Consider the following 14,538-nt stretch of genomic DNA (forward strand, 5'->3'; position numbering starts at 1 on the left):
GCCCGCCGCACCGGGCTCACCACCGCCCACCAACAGCGAGTTGCCACCCGCCGCGAGCTACGACAGGATCAGTCATGAACCCCCGCCAGTGGTTGGGTATTACGCCCCCGAACTGGTGCATTTGGTCAGACGCGCCTCGCCAGGCGACACTAGCCACGTCTGGCACTGACAACCCCGCGGAACCAGACCCACGAGACCGCCCCGCCTGGCCACCTCTCTACACCCTGTGACCGTCGATTTGTTCCGGTACAAATCGCGGATTGTTCCGCAGTTCTGTATCACTTAGCGTCTGCGACATCTTCCACGCACCCCGAGGAGGATGGGATGACGGTGGACCGCAGGACGCTGCTGCGGGGCGGCCTGGCGTTTGGGCGCGTTCGGCGCGCTCGTGGGGTGCGCCAACCCGACGGAGACGACGCCTATCAGCGACGAGATCACCGGTGGTGGCGGCGGAAAGCCGACGCGCGGTGGTCTGCTGCGGTACGGGCTGTCGACCGACCCGAGCAACTTCGAGCCGCATGTCAGCACCGGGGCCGCCTCGCAGACGGTGAAGCAGCTCATCTACAACTCGCTGCTCAAGTACGACGCCCACGGGAAGATCGTTGGCGACCTCGCGGCGGAGTTCGGGTTCGTCGACGACCTTACCTATGAGGTCCGCCTGCACCGCGGCATCACCTTCCACGACGGGTCCACGCTCACTCCGGACGACGTCGTGTTCAGCTTCGCCAGGATCATGGACGAGAAGACCGCGGCCACCGACGTCAGCCTCTACGCCGATGTCACCAGCGTGCGGGCCGTCGGCGACGACCGTGTCGTGTTCCGGCTGAAGCAGCCGAACGTGGTCCTGCCGTTCGCCCTCGCCTCGGGAAACTCCCCCGTCGTCTCCCGAAAGTGGATCGAGTCCGGCGCCGACACGCTGACCACGACGATGGGCACCGGGCCGTTCCGGCTCGTCGAGCGGGTGCCGGGCGTGAGCCTCACGCTGAAGCGGTTCGACGACTACTTCGAGGATGGCCTCCCGTACCTCAATGGCGTCGTCTTCGTGCCGATGGCCGACGACTACGCGCGGGTCACCGCGCTGCGCAGCGCGGTCGTCGACTTCATCGATTATGTGCCCGCCACGCACCTCGACGTGCTGAAGAAGGCGCGCGGCGTCGAGATCGCGTCCGACACCACCTTCGGGTTCGGCTACCTCGGCTTCGTGCTCGGCCGCAAGGAGGTCCGCGACCTGCGCGTGCGGCAGGCGTTCGCGTACGGCATCGACAGGGAGGCGGTGCTGCAGACCGCGTTCCTCGGACACGGCGAGGCGATGACCGGAGGGCTCATCCCGAAGGGCATGCTCGGCCACGACCCCGACCTGATGACGCGGTACACGTACGATCCCGAGCGCGCGCAGAGCCTGCTCAGGCGGGCCGGCGTCCCTTCACCGCTCGACCTGACGATGGTGACGACGAGCGCGTACTCCGTCATCGACCGCCCCGCTCAGGGCGTGCTGCCGTCGCTGCGCGACTCGGGCATCGACCCGGCTCTCGTCCGGCAGGAGTGGCTGACGTTCCGCAAGACCGTGGAGGCGCGCACCTATCCGGCGCACGCGTGGGGCACGTCGATCACGTACGGCGACCCGGACGCGCTCACCAGCCTCGTCGGATCGACCAGCCCGCAGGCGCAGTACGAGCAGTTCTCCGACGACCGCGTCGACTCGCTGCTGTCGGAAGGACGGCGTGAGCGCGACGAGGGAAAGCGCGCCGACATCTACCACGAGATCGAGGCGCGACTGCTCGACCTGCTGCCGTGGACCTACACCGTGCGACGCGTCCAGGCGGAGGCGATGCGCGACTACGTCAAGGGCTTCGCCCACCCACGCGCCGGCGCCTGGACGCAGACCTCGCTGCGTTCGACGTGGCTCGAGCGGAGGTCGTGATGGGGACGTTCCTGATCCGCCGCCTCGGCCTGCTGCTCATCCAGCTGCTCGCCGCCGGCACGCTCATCTTCGTCATCATCAGGCTCGTGCCGGGCGACCCGGCGCGCGCGGTGCTCGGCGAGACCGCGGCGGAGGAGCAGATCGCCGAGATCCACGAGCAGCTCGGACTCAACGACCCGTTGCTCTCCCAGTTCGCGGACTTCTGGGGGCAGCTGCTCCGCGGCAGCCTCGGCGAGAGCCTGGTGAGCGGACGTCCCGTCCTCACCGACGTCGGGCTGCGCATCGGCAACACCCTCGAGCTCGTGCTGCTCGCCGTCGGTCTCTCGATCGTCATCGGCATCCCGCTCGGCGCGGCCGCGGCGCGCCGGGCCGACAAGGCGCGCGACTACGCGATCACGTCCGTCGCGGTCGTCGGGCTCTCCCTGCCCGTCTTCGTCCTCGGCACGGCACTCGTGCTGCTGTTCAGCGTGGCGCTGCCGATCCTGCCGCCGGCGAGGTTCGTCACGTTCGCCGAGGACCCACTCGGGCACCTGCGGCTCATCGTGCTCCCCGTCCTCACCCTCGCGGCGGCGCCGACGGCGGTGGTGCTGCGCATGACGCGCTCGGCGATGCTCGAGGTGCTGACGTCCGACTTCGTCCGGACGGCGCGCGGGAAAGGCATCGGCGAACGCCGGGTCATCATCGCCCACGCGCTGCGCAACTCGATGAACCCGGTCACCAGCATCATCGGCCTCGAGCTCGCGATGCTGCTCGGCGGCACGGTGATCGTCGAGTCCATCTTCGGCTGGCCCGGCCTCAGCTCGCTGCTGATGTCGGGTGTCGAGGCGCGTGACTACCCGGTGGTGCAGGGCGTCGTCCTCGTCATCGCGGCGATGACGATCGTCATCAACCTGGCCGTCGACGTCGCCTACCGGGTGATCGACCCGCGGATCGGAGCGTCCTGATGTCCGTGCACCCCGCCGTCCCCCGCCGCTCCGCTCCTCGCTCGGCGAGCGCGTGGGAACCATGGGCGCTACGAATCGCTGCGATGCTCACGTCGGAGGACGGCTCATGTCCACGCTGACCACGACGCTCCCCGTCCTCACGACCCCGGCGGCCGGGACGTTCCGGCGCATGCTGCGCAACCGGCGCGTAGTGATCTGCGGATCGATCCTCGCCGTGATCGGGCTCGCCGCCCTGTTCGCACCACTGCTCGCGCCGTACGACTACCGCGACCCCGTCGGCATCCCGCTGTCGGCGGGCAGCAGCGTCGGCTGGATCGGCACCGACGACTTCGGGCGCGACGTGCTGTCGCGGCTGATCCACGGCAGTCGGGTCTCGCTCGGCGTCTCCGTCGTCGCCGTCCTCATCGCGTCGACCTTCGGCACGCTCATCGGTCTGGTCGCCGGCTACTTCCGCGGCGCCACCGAGACGATCTCGATGCGCGGCATCGACATCCTGCTGTGCTTCCCGCCCGTCGTGCTCGCCGTCGCCGCCGTCGCCGCGCTGGGGCCGGAGCTGCGCAACGTCATCCTCATCATCGGCGTGCTCTACATCCCGCGGTTCGCGCGCATCGTCTACGGCTCGGTGCTCTCGGTCTCCACGATGGAGTACGTCATCGCCGCGCGGTCGATGGGGTCGGGCGCGCTGCGCATCCTCTCGCGCACGGTGCTGCCCAACGTCACCGCGCCGATCCTCGTCCAACTGTCGCTGAGCCTCGGCTTCGCGATCCAGATCGAGTCGGGCCTGAGCTTCCTCGGCCTCGGCGCGCAGCCGCCGCTGCCATCGTGGGGCTCCCTCGTGGCATCCGGCCGCGACTTCCTCGAGGTGCGGCCGATGCTGCTCATCGCACCCGCCGTCGTCATCGCCGTCACCGTTCTCGCACTCAACATCCTCGGCGACGGCCTGCGCGATGTCTTCGACCCTCGCCGCCGCCACTGACCGCACACCCAACGGAGGAGATCGCCACATGCGCACCCACGAGCTCGGCCGGATGTCCTGGACCGAGGCCGCCGAGACGGCCGAGACCAACCCGGTCGTCCTCATCCCGGTCGGCGCCATCGAGCAGCACGGCCCGCACCTGCCGTTGCACGAGGACGCGATCGTCGCCGACCACGTCGCGCAGCAGGTCGCGAGGGCCACCAGGGCGCTCGTCGCGCCGGTCATGAACTACGGCCACTCCCCCATGTTCGCCGGCTACGCCGGCACGCTGAGCCTGCGCAGGGAGACCCTCACCGCGGTGATGGTCGACATCTGCGAGGGCCTCGTCTCGCACGGTTTCCGCCGGCTCGTCCTCGTCGACAACAACGGCGGCAACCAGGCGTCGGTCGCCGAGACCGCGTTCACCATGCGCTCGCGGCACGGCATCCTGATGGGGTCGCTCTACCCGTGGCAGCTCGGCTACCAGCTGATGCGCTCGGCGTACGACGAGCCCGACCGCGTGTACGGTCACGGCGCCGAGCCCGAGCTGTCGGCGATGATGGTGATGTTCCCCGACCAGGTGCTGACCGACCGCATCGAGGGCGGCGAGCTGCACGGCTTCGAGGACTGGACCCCACACAGCTACAACGGCGTCGCCGTGCCGGGCTACGACGTGCCCGGCACCGTCTACTGGGACTTCTCCGACGTGAGCCCGAGTGGCGTCAGCGGCGACACCTCGGTCGCGAGCGAGCAGACCGGCGAGGTGTGGGTCGACCGGGTGATCGGCTTCTGCACCGCGTTCGTCCGCGAGTTCGACGCCAACACCCGCGGCGCGACCTGGGCGAAGCAGGCACCATGACCGAGGCACCGGTGGTGCACGACGATGTGGTGCTGCAGGTACGCGACCTGCACGTGTCGTTCCACACCGGCGGCGGCGAGGTGCGCGCCGTCCGCGGGCTCGACCTCGAGCTGCGACGCGGCGAGATCGTCGGCATCGTCGGCGAGTCGGGGTCGGGCAAGTCAACGGCGAGCCTCGCGCTGCTCGGCCTGCTGCCCGACACCGCCACGGTGCGCGGCAAGGCGATCCTGCACGGCACCGACCTCACTCGCCTGTCGCGCGCGCGGCTCGACGCGCAGCGGGGCAACCGCATCGCGATGATCTACCAGGACCCGATGACGGCTCTGAACCCCGTGCAACGGATCGGCGCGCAGATCGCCGAGGCGTACCGGGCGCACCACTCGAGCGCATCCAGGGCCGAGGCGAACACGCGCGCGGTCGAGATGCTCGACCTCGTCGGCATCCCCGGCGCGGAGTCGCGCGCCAGGTCGTACCCGCACGAGTTCTCCGGCGGCATGCGCCAGCGCGCCGTCATCGCGATGGCGCTCGTCAACGACCCCGACGTCCTCGTCGCCGACGAGCCGACCACCGCGCTCGACGTGACCGTGCAGGCGCAGGTGCTCGAGCTCGTCCTCGACCTGTGCGAGCGCCTCGGCGTCGCCGTGCTGCTCATCACCCACGACCTCGGCGTGATCGCACGGGTGGCCGACCGCGTGGTCGTGATGTACGCGGGGCGCCCGGTCGAGCTTGCTGGCGTCGACGAGCTGTTCGCGCGACCCGCGATGCCGTACACGACGGCGCTGCTGCAGGCACTGCCCGGCACCACGGGCAGGCACGAGCCGCTGCACCCGATCCCCGGCCAGCCACCGTCGATGGTCAGACTGCCGGCGGGGTGCCCGTTCCAGCCGCGGTGCCCGAAGGCCGACGACCTCTGCGAGCGCGAGGAGCCCGCGCTCTCGCCCGTCGGCGACGCCCACCTCGCCGCGTGCCATCACCCCGACCACCAGGCGACCGAGCTCGCGCGCACCGGAGCGGAGGCGTGACCGTGACAGCGACAACCCCGACGACGGTGCCCCCCGTGCTCGAGGTCGCCGACCTCGTCACGACCTACCCGGCGCCGCCGCGCGACGTGCTCGGCCGTCCCCGCGGCACCGTGCAGGCGGTCTCGTCGGTCTCGCTGTCCGTCGCCCCCGGCGAGACGGTCGGCGTGGTCGGCGAGTCGGGCTGCGGCAAGTCGACCCTCGGCCGGAGCGTGCTCGGCCTCGAACGCACCGACGCCGGCACCGTGCGCATCTGCGGCCAGGACGTCCTCGGCATGCGCGGGCGTACGTCGCGCGCGCTGCGGGCGCACGCGCAGATGGTGTTCCAGGACCCCTTCGCCTGCCTCAACCCGCGACTCACCGTCGCGGACCTGATCGCCGAACCGCTGAAGATCCACCGGCGCTGGGACCGCGCCACGGGCCCCGATCTCGTGGCGAGGCTGCTCGGCGAGGTCGGCCTCGAACGGGAACACGGCGACCGCTACCCGCACGAGTTCTCCGGCGGACAGCGCCAGCGCATCGGTATCGCCCGGGCGCTCGCGCTGCAGCCCGACCTGATCGTCCTCGACGAGCCGGTCTCCGCGCTCGATGTCTCGGTGCAGGCAGGAGTACTCAACCTGCTCGACGAGCTGCAGCAGGCGCACGACCTCGCGTACCTGTTCATCGCCCACGACCTGTCCGTCGTGCACCACATCAGCGACCGCATCGCGGTGATGTACCTCGGCAAGATCGTGGAGATCGGTGACGCCGACGTCGTGTACGAGACGCCGGCGCACCCGTACACGACGGCGCTGCTGTCCGCCGTGCCCGCACCCGACCCGCGGCTGGAACGCGAGCGGCAGCGCGTCGTCCTCACCGGTGACGTGCCGCGCCCGACGCACCCGCCGAGCGGCTGCCGCTTCCGCACCAGGTGCTGGAAGGCGACGGAGATCTGTGCGACCGAGGAGCCGCCCCTCGCCGGCACGCCCGGTCGGATGGTCGCCTGCCACCATCCCGAACGCCCCGTGCCAGGCTCACCCGCAACCGCCGTACCGCCGCCTACCGATTGAGGAGACCGCATGCGCATCGCCGCCCACCAGTTCGACGTGTCGGACGACAAGGACACCAACCTCCAGCAGATCCGCAAGGGCGTGCTCGCCGCGGCCGAGGCCGGCGCGCGGCTCGCCGTGCTCCCCGAGGCCGCGATGGTGTCGTTCGAGGCCGACAGGGAACGCATCCGCACCGCGGCCGAGCCGGTCGACGGTCCGTTCGTCACCACCCTGCGCGACCTGTCCCGCGAGACCGGCGTCGCGTGCATCGTCGGCGTGCACGAGCCGAGCGGCGAGGCACGCGTCTACAACACCAACGTCGTCGTCGACGGCGGCGAACTCCTCGCCGCGTACCGCAAGCTGCACCTGTACGACGCGCTCGGCCACCGCGAGTCCGAGCACGTCACGCCGGGTGCCGCGCTGCCGCCCGTCGTCGAGATCGACGGCGTGCGCGTGGGGGTCCTCACCTGCTACGACCTGCGCTTCCCCGAGGTCTTCCGCGTGCTCGTCGACGCGGGCGCGGAGGTCGTCACCGTGTCCGCCGCCTGGGTGCGGGGCCTGTACAAAGAGGAGCACTGGAACACCCTGCTGAAGGCGCGGGCGATCGAGAACACCTGCTGGATCGCGGCGAGCGGCGAGGTCGGCGCACGCAACTGCGGCAACAGCCAGATCATCGACCCGTTCGGCGTCGTCGTCGCGGGCGTCGGTGAGGAGCCGGGCTCGTGCTACGCGGACGTCGAGCTGGAGCGGGTGCGCACGGTGCGCGCGAAGCTGCCCTCGCTGGAGCACCGCAGGTTCGACGTGGTGATGCGCTAACGTCTCGTGCCGATGACGCTCGCCGACGACTCGACGCCGCGGATCGGGGCGGCCGACCTCGCCGCCTCGATCGACGAGCCGACGGCCAAGGGGATCGCCGCGGCCGTCGACCACCTGGTGCGCGTCGGACGGATCCGCGCTGGCACGGCCCTGCCCACCGTGCGGGCGCTCGCCGTCGCGCTGCGGATGAGCCCGACGACGGTCGCCGAGGCGTGGCGGCTGCTCGGCTCCGCGGGCACGATCGAGACGCTCGGCCGTCGCGGCACGTTCGTCACGGGCTGGGACCCGAGCGCCCACCTGCCCGACGACGACGGGCTCGGCGCGAAGGCGGAGCTGTCGTACGACCTGCGGCTCGCCGTCCCCGACCCTGCGTACCTGCCCGACCTGCGCAAGGCGCTCGCGAGGGCGGCGGACCACGTCGACGTCGGGTTCAACCAGTACCGGTCGCCACCGGTCATCGGCCCGCTGCGCGCGTACGCCGAGGAGACCTGGCCGTTCCCGTTCCAGCGGCTCACCTGCGCGTACGGCGGGTACGACGCGCTGCTGCTCGTCGGCGAGGTGCTCATCAGGCCGGGGCGTCGCGTGGTGGTCGAGAACCCGACGAGCGCGCAGGCGCTGGAGATCATCGAGGCGCTCGGCGGCGAGGCGGTGCCCGTCCCCTGCGACGTCGAGGGCATGCTGCCGGCGGCGCTCGACGCCGCACTCGCCAAGAACCCCGTCGCGGTGTTGATCCAGCCGCGGTGCGCGTGCCCCGACGGCCGGTCGATGACGCCCCGGCGGGCGAAGGAGCTGGCGGCGGCGATCGCCCGGTGCCCGGCGCGTCCCGTCGTCGTCGAGGACGACCCGATGCCCGCGCTCGCCCGCACCCGCCGGTCACCCTCGGCGACCGGCTGCCCGACCAGGTCGTGCACATCCGGGGCTGGAGCAAGTCGCACGGCCCCGACCTCAGGCTCGCGATGGTGGGCGGCGCCGCCGACGTCATCGAACGCATGGAGGGACACCGCCGCCTCGGCGCCGTGTGGACGTCGCGCATCCTGCAGGGCGCGTTCGCCGCGATGCTCGCCGACGCGACCGCGCGCCGGCGGGTGGCACGGGCGAGCGAGGAGTACGCCCGCCGCCGCGAGCTCCTCGCCGACGCCCTCGCCGCACGCGGCGTCTCGACGTACGCGAGGGACGGGCTCACCCTGTGGGTGCCCGTCCACGACGAGCGCACGGCGCTGGTCAACCTCGCCTCCCACCGGCTCGGAGCCGGACAGGGCAGCCGGTTCAGCGTCGCGCCGACCGACGGCGACCACCTGCGCGTGTCGGTCACCCTGCTGCGTCCGCGCGACGTCGACCACGTCGCCGACCTCCTCGCCGCCGCCGGACGCGCCACCCACTCCCGCATGGTCTGAACGCGTCCGATCCGTCTCGGATCGTGAGATTCGTGACGTGCATTCGAAGCCGTCTTCGCGCTCCGTCCGCGGACCACTCCAAGATCAACATCAGCGCAGGTCAGCATCGAGTGGCCGGGCCGGGGCAAGGCTCCCCTGCGGTCGTCGCGGGCCGGTATTTCACGCCGACGTCCTCTTGATATCTCCTCTTGATCCCCTACGTTTGATTCCGACGCATGGCGATGATCGTGGTCGTTGCCACGTCATGGTCGGCAACGGCGCCGGCTGCCGAGGACGACGGCTTGCCTCATCGGAACGCATGAGGCGTGATCGTCCTGACGGCTCCACGTCACCGTCCTGGGACGTCTGCTGACCGTCGTCCGCCCAGCCCCGAAGTGGCCACCCCGGTGACCACACCGCGGGACGAGCAGGCGGGAGACACATGCCGAAAGACGTCGTCGACAACGAGCAGACCGAGATCTCGGCCAACAGCCAGCAGCTGTTCGGCGAGCACCCTCTCGAGGTACGTGACACGGACCACTACACCGACGAGTACGTCCAGGACTTCGTCGAGAAGTGGGACGATCTCATCGACTGGCGGCGCCGCGCGAAGGGCGAAGGCGACTTCTTCATCGACCAGCTCAGGTCACGAGGCGTCGGCACGGTCCTCGACGTCGCCACCGGCACCGGCTTCCACTCGCTCCGCCTGCTGGAGGAGGGTTTCGAGACGGTCAGCGCGGACGGCAGCCCACAGATGCTCGCGAAGGCCTTCTCGAACGGGTTGGAACGTGGCGGCAGGATCCTGCAGATCGTGCACGCGGACTGGCGGTGGCTGAGTCGCGACGTCCCCGGTCAGTACGACGCGATCATCTGCCTCGGCAACTCGTTCACCCACCTCTTCTCCGAACGGGACCGTCGCAAGGCGCTCGCCGAGTTCTACTCCATGCTCGCCCACGACGGCGTCCTGATCATCGACCAGCGCAACTACGACGCGCTCCTGGACGCCGAGTTCTCCGCCACGCACACCTACTACTACTGCGGTGAGGACGTGTCCGCCGAGCCCGAGTACGTCGACGACGGACTCGCCAGGTTCCGGTACACGTTCCCCGACCATTCGCAGTTCCACCTCAACATGTACCCGCTGCGCAGGAACTACATGCGCCGCCTCATGCGCGAGGTCGGCTTCTCGCAGATCGAGACGTTCGGCGACTTCCAGGAGACCTACGCGGCGGACGAGCCCGACTTCTTCATCCACGTCGCGGAGAAGGGGTACCGCCAGGACGAGGAGCTGCCCGACACCTACTCCGCCACGGTGCACACCGCGCGCGACTACTACAACTCCTCCGACGCGGACAACTTCTACTTCCAGGTCTGGGGCGGCGAGGACATCCACGTCGGCACGTACACCGACCCGGCGGAGGACATCGCGATCGCGAGCCGGCGGACGGTCGAACACATGGCCGCCGAGCTTCCGCTGAGTGACGAGTCGCGTGTTCTCGACCTGGGTGCGGGCTACGGTGGCGCCGCACGGTACCTCGCCGCGACCCACGGCTGTCACGTCACGTGCCTCAACCTCAGCGAGGTCGAGAACGAGCGCAACCGGACGTTCAACCGCGAGCAGGGCCTCGACCACCTCGTCCAGGTCACCGACGGCTCGTTCGAGGACCTGCCCTTCCAGGACAACGCGTTCGACGTGGTCTGGTCGCAGGACGCCTTCCTGCACAGTGGCGACCGCGAACGCGTCCTCGAGGAGGCACGTCGCGTGCTGAGGCCGGGAGGACACCTGGTCTTCACCGACCCGATGGCGTCGGACGGCTGCCCGACGGAGAAGCTCGCACCGATCCTCACCCGCATCAACCTCGACACGATGGCCACGCCCGGCTTCTACCGAGCGCAGCTCATCCGGCTCGGCATGACGTCGGTCAGCTTCCACGACCGGACCGAGCAGCTGCCGCTGCACTACCAGCGCGTCCTCGAGGAGACCGAGCGACGCGACGCCGGTCTCGACGGAACGGTCAGCCGCGACTACCGCGAGCGGATGAAGACCGGGCTGCGCAACTGGGTCGACGGCGGCCGGGCCGGGAACCTGGCCTGGGGGATCTTCCACGCGCACGGCTGACCGCGCCGCGCGCGCCGAACGGCGTCAGCGCCCGAGTAACGTCAGGGAGATCTCGGGCACGTAGGTCACGAGGAGCAGGGCGACGAGGAGCACGGCTGCGCTCGGCAACGACGCCTTGGCGACCTGCAGCACGGGCATCTTCGCCATGCCGCTGGCCACGAACAGGTTGAGACCGAGCGGCGGCGTCACCATGCCGATCTCGAGGTTCATCACCATGATGACGCCGAGGTGGATGGGGTCGACGCCGAGCTCCATGCCGATGGGCAGGATGACGGGCGCCAGGATGAGGATCGCGCTCGACGTCTCCATGAAGCAGCCGGTGACGAGCAGCAGCAGGTTGACCAGCAGCAGGAACGTCCACTTGCTGAGCTCGACGCCGAGTATCGCCTCGGTGATCTGGTTCGGGATGCGCTCGGACGTCAGCACGAACGAGAACAGGATGCCGTTCGCGATGATGAACATGATCATCGCCGAGGTCTTCGCGGACGTCAGCAGGATCGCGCCGAGGTCCTTGATCCGCAGCTCGCGGTAGACGAACAGCGCGATGACGAGCGCGTAGAAGACCGCCATCGCAGCCGCCTCGGTGGGCGTGAAGAACCCGCCGTAGATCCCGCCGAGCACCAGGACGGGGAGCAGCAGGCTGAGCAGGGCGTCGCGAAAGGCGCGGAGCTTCTCGCTCCTCGTCATGACGATCGCGTGCTCACCGGTCCCGAACCCGCGGCGACGCGCGACGAAGACCACCATGCCGATGAGCATGAGGCCCGCCATCACACCGGGCAGGACGCCCGCGAGGAAGAGGTCACCGATGGACTGCTCCGTCGCGATGCCGTAGACGATGAGCGGGATCGACGGCGGGATGAGGATGCCGAGCGACCCCGACGTCGCGATGAGCCCGGTCGAGAACTGCTTGCCGTAACCGCTCGCGATCATCGCCGGGATGAGCAGCGTGCCCACAGCGACGACCGTCGCCGGGCTGGAGCCCGAGATGGCGGCGAAGAACATGCAGGAGAGCACGGCGGTGATGGCCAGACCGCCGCGGAACTGCCCGACGACCGCGTTGCACGCCGCGGTGAGGCGCTTGCTGATCCCACCCTGGCTCATGATGTTGGCGGCCAGCACGAAGAACGGGATCGCCATCAGCGGGAAGGTGTTGAGCGAGTTGAAGAGACGCTCGGGAACCTGGGTGAGCGGGATCGTCGTGAAGTAGAAGAAGTAGACGAACGACGTCAGCCCGAGCGCGATCGCGATCGGCGCGGACGAGACGAGGAAGACGAGCAGCATGATGACGAGAGCGAGCGCCGCTTCGATCATCGGTCGCCCCCCGTGTCGGTCTCGACGTTCTTGCTCAGGTCGACGTCGAGGCGGCCCCGCGCGGCCCGGTAGAGGACCTCGAGCGCGCGGAGGAACATCAGCGTGAGCCCGACGGGAACCGCGAGCTCGACGATCCAGAGCGGCAGCTTCAGCGCCGGCGTCACGGTCGTCGCGGAGAACGGCTCGAACACCAGCAACCAGGCGAACGCGCCGACGGCGGCGAGGTAGGCGAGCGTCACGACCGAGGCGACCGCGGCCATGATCTGCTTGCCGCGCGGTCCGACGAAGAGCGCGACGAGGTCGACGCTGACGTGCTCGTTGTGCCGCAGGGTGACGACCGCGCCGAGGAACGTCGAGTAGATGATCGAGTAGATGATGACTTCCTCTGACCAGAAGAGGAAGACGCCGAAGAACTGGCGCAGGAGCACGGCGACGATGGCGACGACGGCGGCGACTCCGAGCGACCCTGCCGCCAGCACGTTCTCCACGACCGTCAGCACCCTGTCGAGACGCGCCAGCGCTCGTCGGGTGCTGCCGGACACAGGACCTCCCAGGGGCAGAAGGGGTACGCGGGCGGGTGCGACCCGCGCGCTAGCCGGCCTGCTGCTTCAGCAGCTCGGCGACGACGTCCTCGCCGATCACGTCCGCGTACTGCTCCCACACCTTCGGCACGACTGCGTCCTTGAGCGCCTTGCGCTCGCTGTCGGTGAGCTTGGTGATCGTGGTCTTGCCCGCGTCCTCGATCGTCTTCTTCGCCTCGGCGTTGACCTCGGCCGCGATCTCACGGTTGTACGTGCTCGCGTCCTCGGACGCCTTGACGACGTCGTCCTGCAGGTCCGTCGGTAGCGACTCGAAGAACTTCGTGCTGACGACCAGGACGTAGCCGACGTAGCCGTGGTTGGACTCGGTGATGTGCTTCTGCACGGTGTGCATGTTCTGCGACTCGATGTTGGAGTACGGGTTCTCCTGGCCGTCGACCACACCCTGCTGGAGCGCGTTGTAGACCTCGGAGAACGCCATCGGCGTCGCCTTGGCACCCCACTCGTCGAACTGGGACCTGAGCACGTCGGACGGCTGGATGCGGAAGCTCAGTCCCTTGAGATCCTTCTCGTTGCGCATCAGCTTGTTGGACGAGAGCTGCTTGAGGCCGTTGTCCCACAGGCCGAGCACCTTGGTGTTCTTCGAGGCGAGCTTCTCGTTCTCGAAGATCGACTTCCCCACCGTGGTGTCGGGCGACGCCACCTTGGGGATGTCGTCGACCGTGTCGAACAGGAACGGCAGGTCGAGCACCTGGAGCTCCGGCGCGATCGTCGTGAACTTCGCGCTGGCCGGCGCCAGCATCTGCACGCTGTCGGACTGCAGCGCCTGCAGCTCATCCTTGTCGCCGTAGAGCTCGGAGTTCGGGTAGATCTCGACCTTGATGCGTCCGTCGGTGCTCTTCTCGAGCAGCTCCTTGAACTTCTTCGCCGCCTGGCCCTTCGGCGTGTTCTCGGCCACGACGTGCGAGAACTTGATCGTGTAGGTCTTGCCCTCACCGCCACCGCCCCCGCTGCGCGCGCCTCCGCAGGCGACCAGCGGCAGTGCCACCAGCACCGCCGACACTGCGCACAACACGATGCGGAACGGTGAACGCGTCGATCTCGGCATGACCCGGATACTCATGACACCACCTCGTCGTGGCGGATTCGGAGACTGTCAACTCGAATCAATCCTGCAAAGTGCCGTCATTCTTCGGGCTCCGCGCCTCGCATGTCAAGGCACGACGAGCTGCCGTGACGCATACCCACGCGGGACCTCGACGACGTTGTCCGACCCGGCCACCGGGTACTGATCAGCCGCCCGGTCCGTTGTCCAGCGACAGGGTCGCCTTCCAGACCAGCGCGCGGGAGTTCAGGGCGTGGATCACCCGCTCCATGCCGAGTCCGACCAGGAGAAGGGCGAAGAGGACGACGAACGTCGACGTCGTGTCGAAGCTGTTGCCGTAGAACTGGACGAGGTGGCCGAGTCCGCGGTTGACCGCTCAGCTTCCGCGAGTTTGTCAGTGGCAGGCGTGGTCATGGCAACGCCTGGCACTGAATCGTCAATAGGCTCGCCGCCCGCACCGTTTGATCACGTGCACGTGATCAACGTGGACTTCACCTCGTGCCGGGACGAGGTGAAGTCCATGTCGGTGAGGTGAAGCTCCGCCGACGA

The 14,538-nt window shown here is 69.3% G+C and carries 12 protein-coding genes and 2 pseudogenes; 11 read left to right on the forward strand and 3 right to left on the reverse strand.

Annotated elements, in window-relative coordinates:
• Positions 1-324: 324 nt before the first annotated feature.
• The 10 genes and pseudogenes from GEV10_20920 (at position 325) to GEV10_20965 (ending at position 11,034) form a co-directional block, all read left to right on the forward strand.
• Positions 325-1,921: pseudogene (locus GEV10_20920) on the forward strand (hypothetical protein).
• Positions 1,921-2,865 carry an ABC transporter permease subunit gene (locus GEV10_20925; GenBank protein ID MQA80912.1) on the forward strand — a complete coding sequence of 315 codons (945 nt, stop codon included), beginning with the start codon at positions 1,921-1,923 and terminating at the stop codon, positions 2,863-2,865. Before GEV10_20920 ends, GEV10_20925 begins: the two are co-directional and overlap by 1 nt.
• A 106-nt stretch (positions 2,866-2,971) precedes the next feature.
• On the forward strand, positions 2,972-3,841 hold the full coding sequence (locus GEV10_20930; GenBank protein ID MQA80913.1) for an ABC transporter permease subunit: 870 nt from the start codon (positions 2,972-2,974) through the stop codon (positions 3,839-3,841).
• A gap of 28 nt (positions 3,842-3,869) precedes the next feature.
• The gene (locus GEV10_20935; protein ID MQA80914.1) at positions 3,870-4,679 is read left to right on the forward strand and encodes a creatininase family protein; all 810 of its coding nucleotides are present in this window, start codon (positions 3,870-3,872) and stop codon (positions 4,677-4,679) included.
• Positions 4,676-5,701 (forward strand): ATP-binding cassette domain-containing protein, encoded by a 1,026-nt coding sequence (locus GEV10_20940; protein MQA80915.1) that lies wholly within the window; start codon positions 4,676-4,678, stop codon positions 5,699-5,701. Before GEV10_20935 ends, GEV10_20940 begins: the two co-directional genes overlap by 4 nt.
• Positions 5,698-6,747, forward strand: a complete 1,050-nt coding sequence (locus GEV10_20945) for an ATP-binding cassette domain-containing protein (protein ID MQA80916.1) — start codon at positions 5,698-5,700, stop codon at positions 6,745-6,747. Before GEV10_20940 ends, GEV10_20945 begins: the two co-directional genes overlap by 4 nt.
• Positions 6,748-6,756: 9 nt before the next feature.
• Positions 6,757-7,542, forward strand: coding sequence for a hydrolase (locus GEV10_20950; GenBank protein MQA80917.1), 786 nt, complete (start codon positions 6,757-6,759; stop codon positions 7,540-7,542).
• 186 nt (positions 7,543-7,728) lie between these two features.
• Positions 7,729-8,373, forward strand: a pseudogene (locus GEV10_20955) (aminotransferase class I/II-fold pyridoxal phosphate-dependent enzyme).
• Positions 8,283-8,936, forward strand: coding sequence for an aminotransferase class I/II-fold pyridoxal phosphate-dependent enzyme (locus tag GEV10_20960; GenBank protein ID MQA80918.1), 654 nt, complete (start codon positions 8,283-8,285; stop codon positions 8,934-8,936). Before GEV10_20955 ends, GEV10_20960 begins: the two are co-directional and overlap by 91 nt.
• A 421-nt stretch (positions 8,937-9,357) precedes the next feature.
• Complete coding sequence (locus GEV10_20965) at positions 9,358-11,034, forward strand: methyltransferase domain-containing protein (GenBank protein ID MQA80919.1); 1,677 nt, start codon at positions 9,358-9,360, stop codon at positions 11,032-11,034.
• 24 nt (positions 11,035-11,058) lie between these two features.
• On the opposite strand, the gene GEV10_20970 is transcribed toward GEV10_20965, so the two are convergent.
• Genes GEV10_20970 through GEV10_20980 form a run of 3 tightly spaced genes read right to left on the reverse strand, consistent with a single transcriptional unit; the run spans position 11,059 to position 13,992 of the window.
• Positions 11,059-12,345 (reverse strand): TRAP transporter large permease subunit, encoded by a 1,287-nt coding sequence (locus GEV10_20970; GenBank protein ID MQA80920.1) that lies wholly within the window; start codon positions 12,343-12,345, stop codon positions 11,059-11,061.
• Complete coding sequence (locus GEV10_20975) at positions 12,342-12,905, reverse strand: TRAP transporter small permease subunit (GenBank protein ID MQA80921.1); 564 nt, start codon at positions 12,903-12,905, stop codon at positions 12,342-12,344. The genes GEV10_20970 and GEV10_20975 overlap by 4 nt, the downstream gene beginning before the upstream one ends.
• A 31-nt stretch (positions 12,906-12,936) precedes the next feature.
• Positions 12,937-13,992, reverse strand: coding sequence for a DctP family TRAP transporter solute-binding subunit (locus GEV10_20980; protein MQA80922.1), 1,056 nt, complete (start codon positions 13,990-13,992; stop codon positions 12,937-12,939).
• A gap of 250 nt (positions 13,993-14,242) precedes the next feature.
• On the opposite strand from GEV10_20980, the gene GEV10_20985 reads away from it, so the two are divergent.
• Positions 14,243-14,524, forward strand: a complete 282-nt coding sequence (locus GEV10_20985) for a hypothetical protein (GenBank protein ID MQA80923.1) — start codon at positions 14,243-14,245, stop codon at positions 14,522-14,524.
• The last annotated feature ends 14 nt before the right edge of the window (positions 14,525-14,538 follow it).

The sequence above is a fragment of the Streptosporangiales bacterium genome, from assembly GCA_009379955.1.
Lineage (GTDB): Bacteria > Actinomycetota > Actinomycetes > Streptosporangiales > WHST01 > WHST01.

What these genes read in the sequence shown, in the direction of transcription:
- GEV10_20925 (MQA80912.1), top strand. Translation starts at nt 1,921, where the DNA reads ATGGGGACGTTCCTGATCCGCCGCCTCGGCCTGCTGCTCATCCAGCTG.
- GEV10_20930 (MQA80913.1), top strand. Translation starts at nt 2,972, where the DNA reads ATGTCCACGCTGACCACGACGCTCCCCGTCCTCACGACCCCGGCGGCC.
- GEV10_20935 (MQA80914.1), top strand. Translation starts at nt 3,870, where the DNA reads ATGCGCACCCACGAGCTCGGCCGGATGTCCTGGACCGAGGCCGCCGAG.
- GEV10_20940 (MQA80915.1), top strand. Translation starts at nt 4,676, where the DNA reads ATGACCGAGGCACCGGTGGTGCACGACGATGTGGTGCTGCAGGTACGC.
- GEV10_20950 (MQA80917.1), top strand. Translation starts at nt 6,757, where the DNA reads ATGCGCATCGCCGCCCACCAGTTCGACGTGTCGGACGACAAGGACACC.
- GEV10_20965 (MQA80919.1), top strand. Translation starts at nt 9,358, where the DNA reads ATGCCGAAAGACGTCGTCGACAACGAGCAGACCGAGATCTCGGCCAAC.
- GEV10_20970 (MQA80920.1), bottom strand. Translation starts at nt 12,345, where the DNA reads ATGATCGAAGCGGCGCTCGCTCTCGTCATCATGCTGCTCGTCTTCCTC.
- GEV10_20980 (MQA80922.1), bottom strand. Translation starts at nt 13,992, where the DNA reads ATGCCGAGATCGACGCGTTCACCGTTCCGCATCGTGTTGTGCGCAGTG.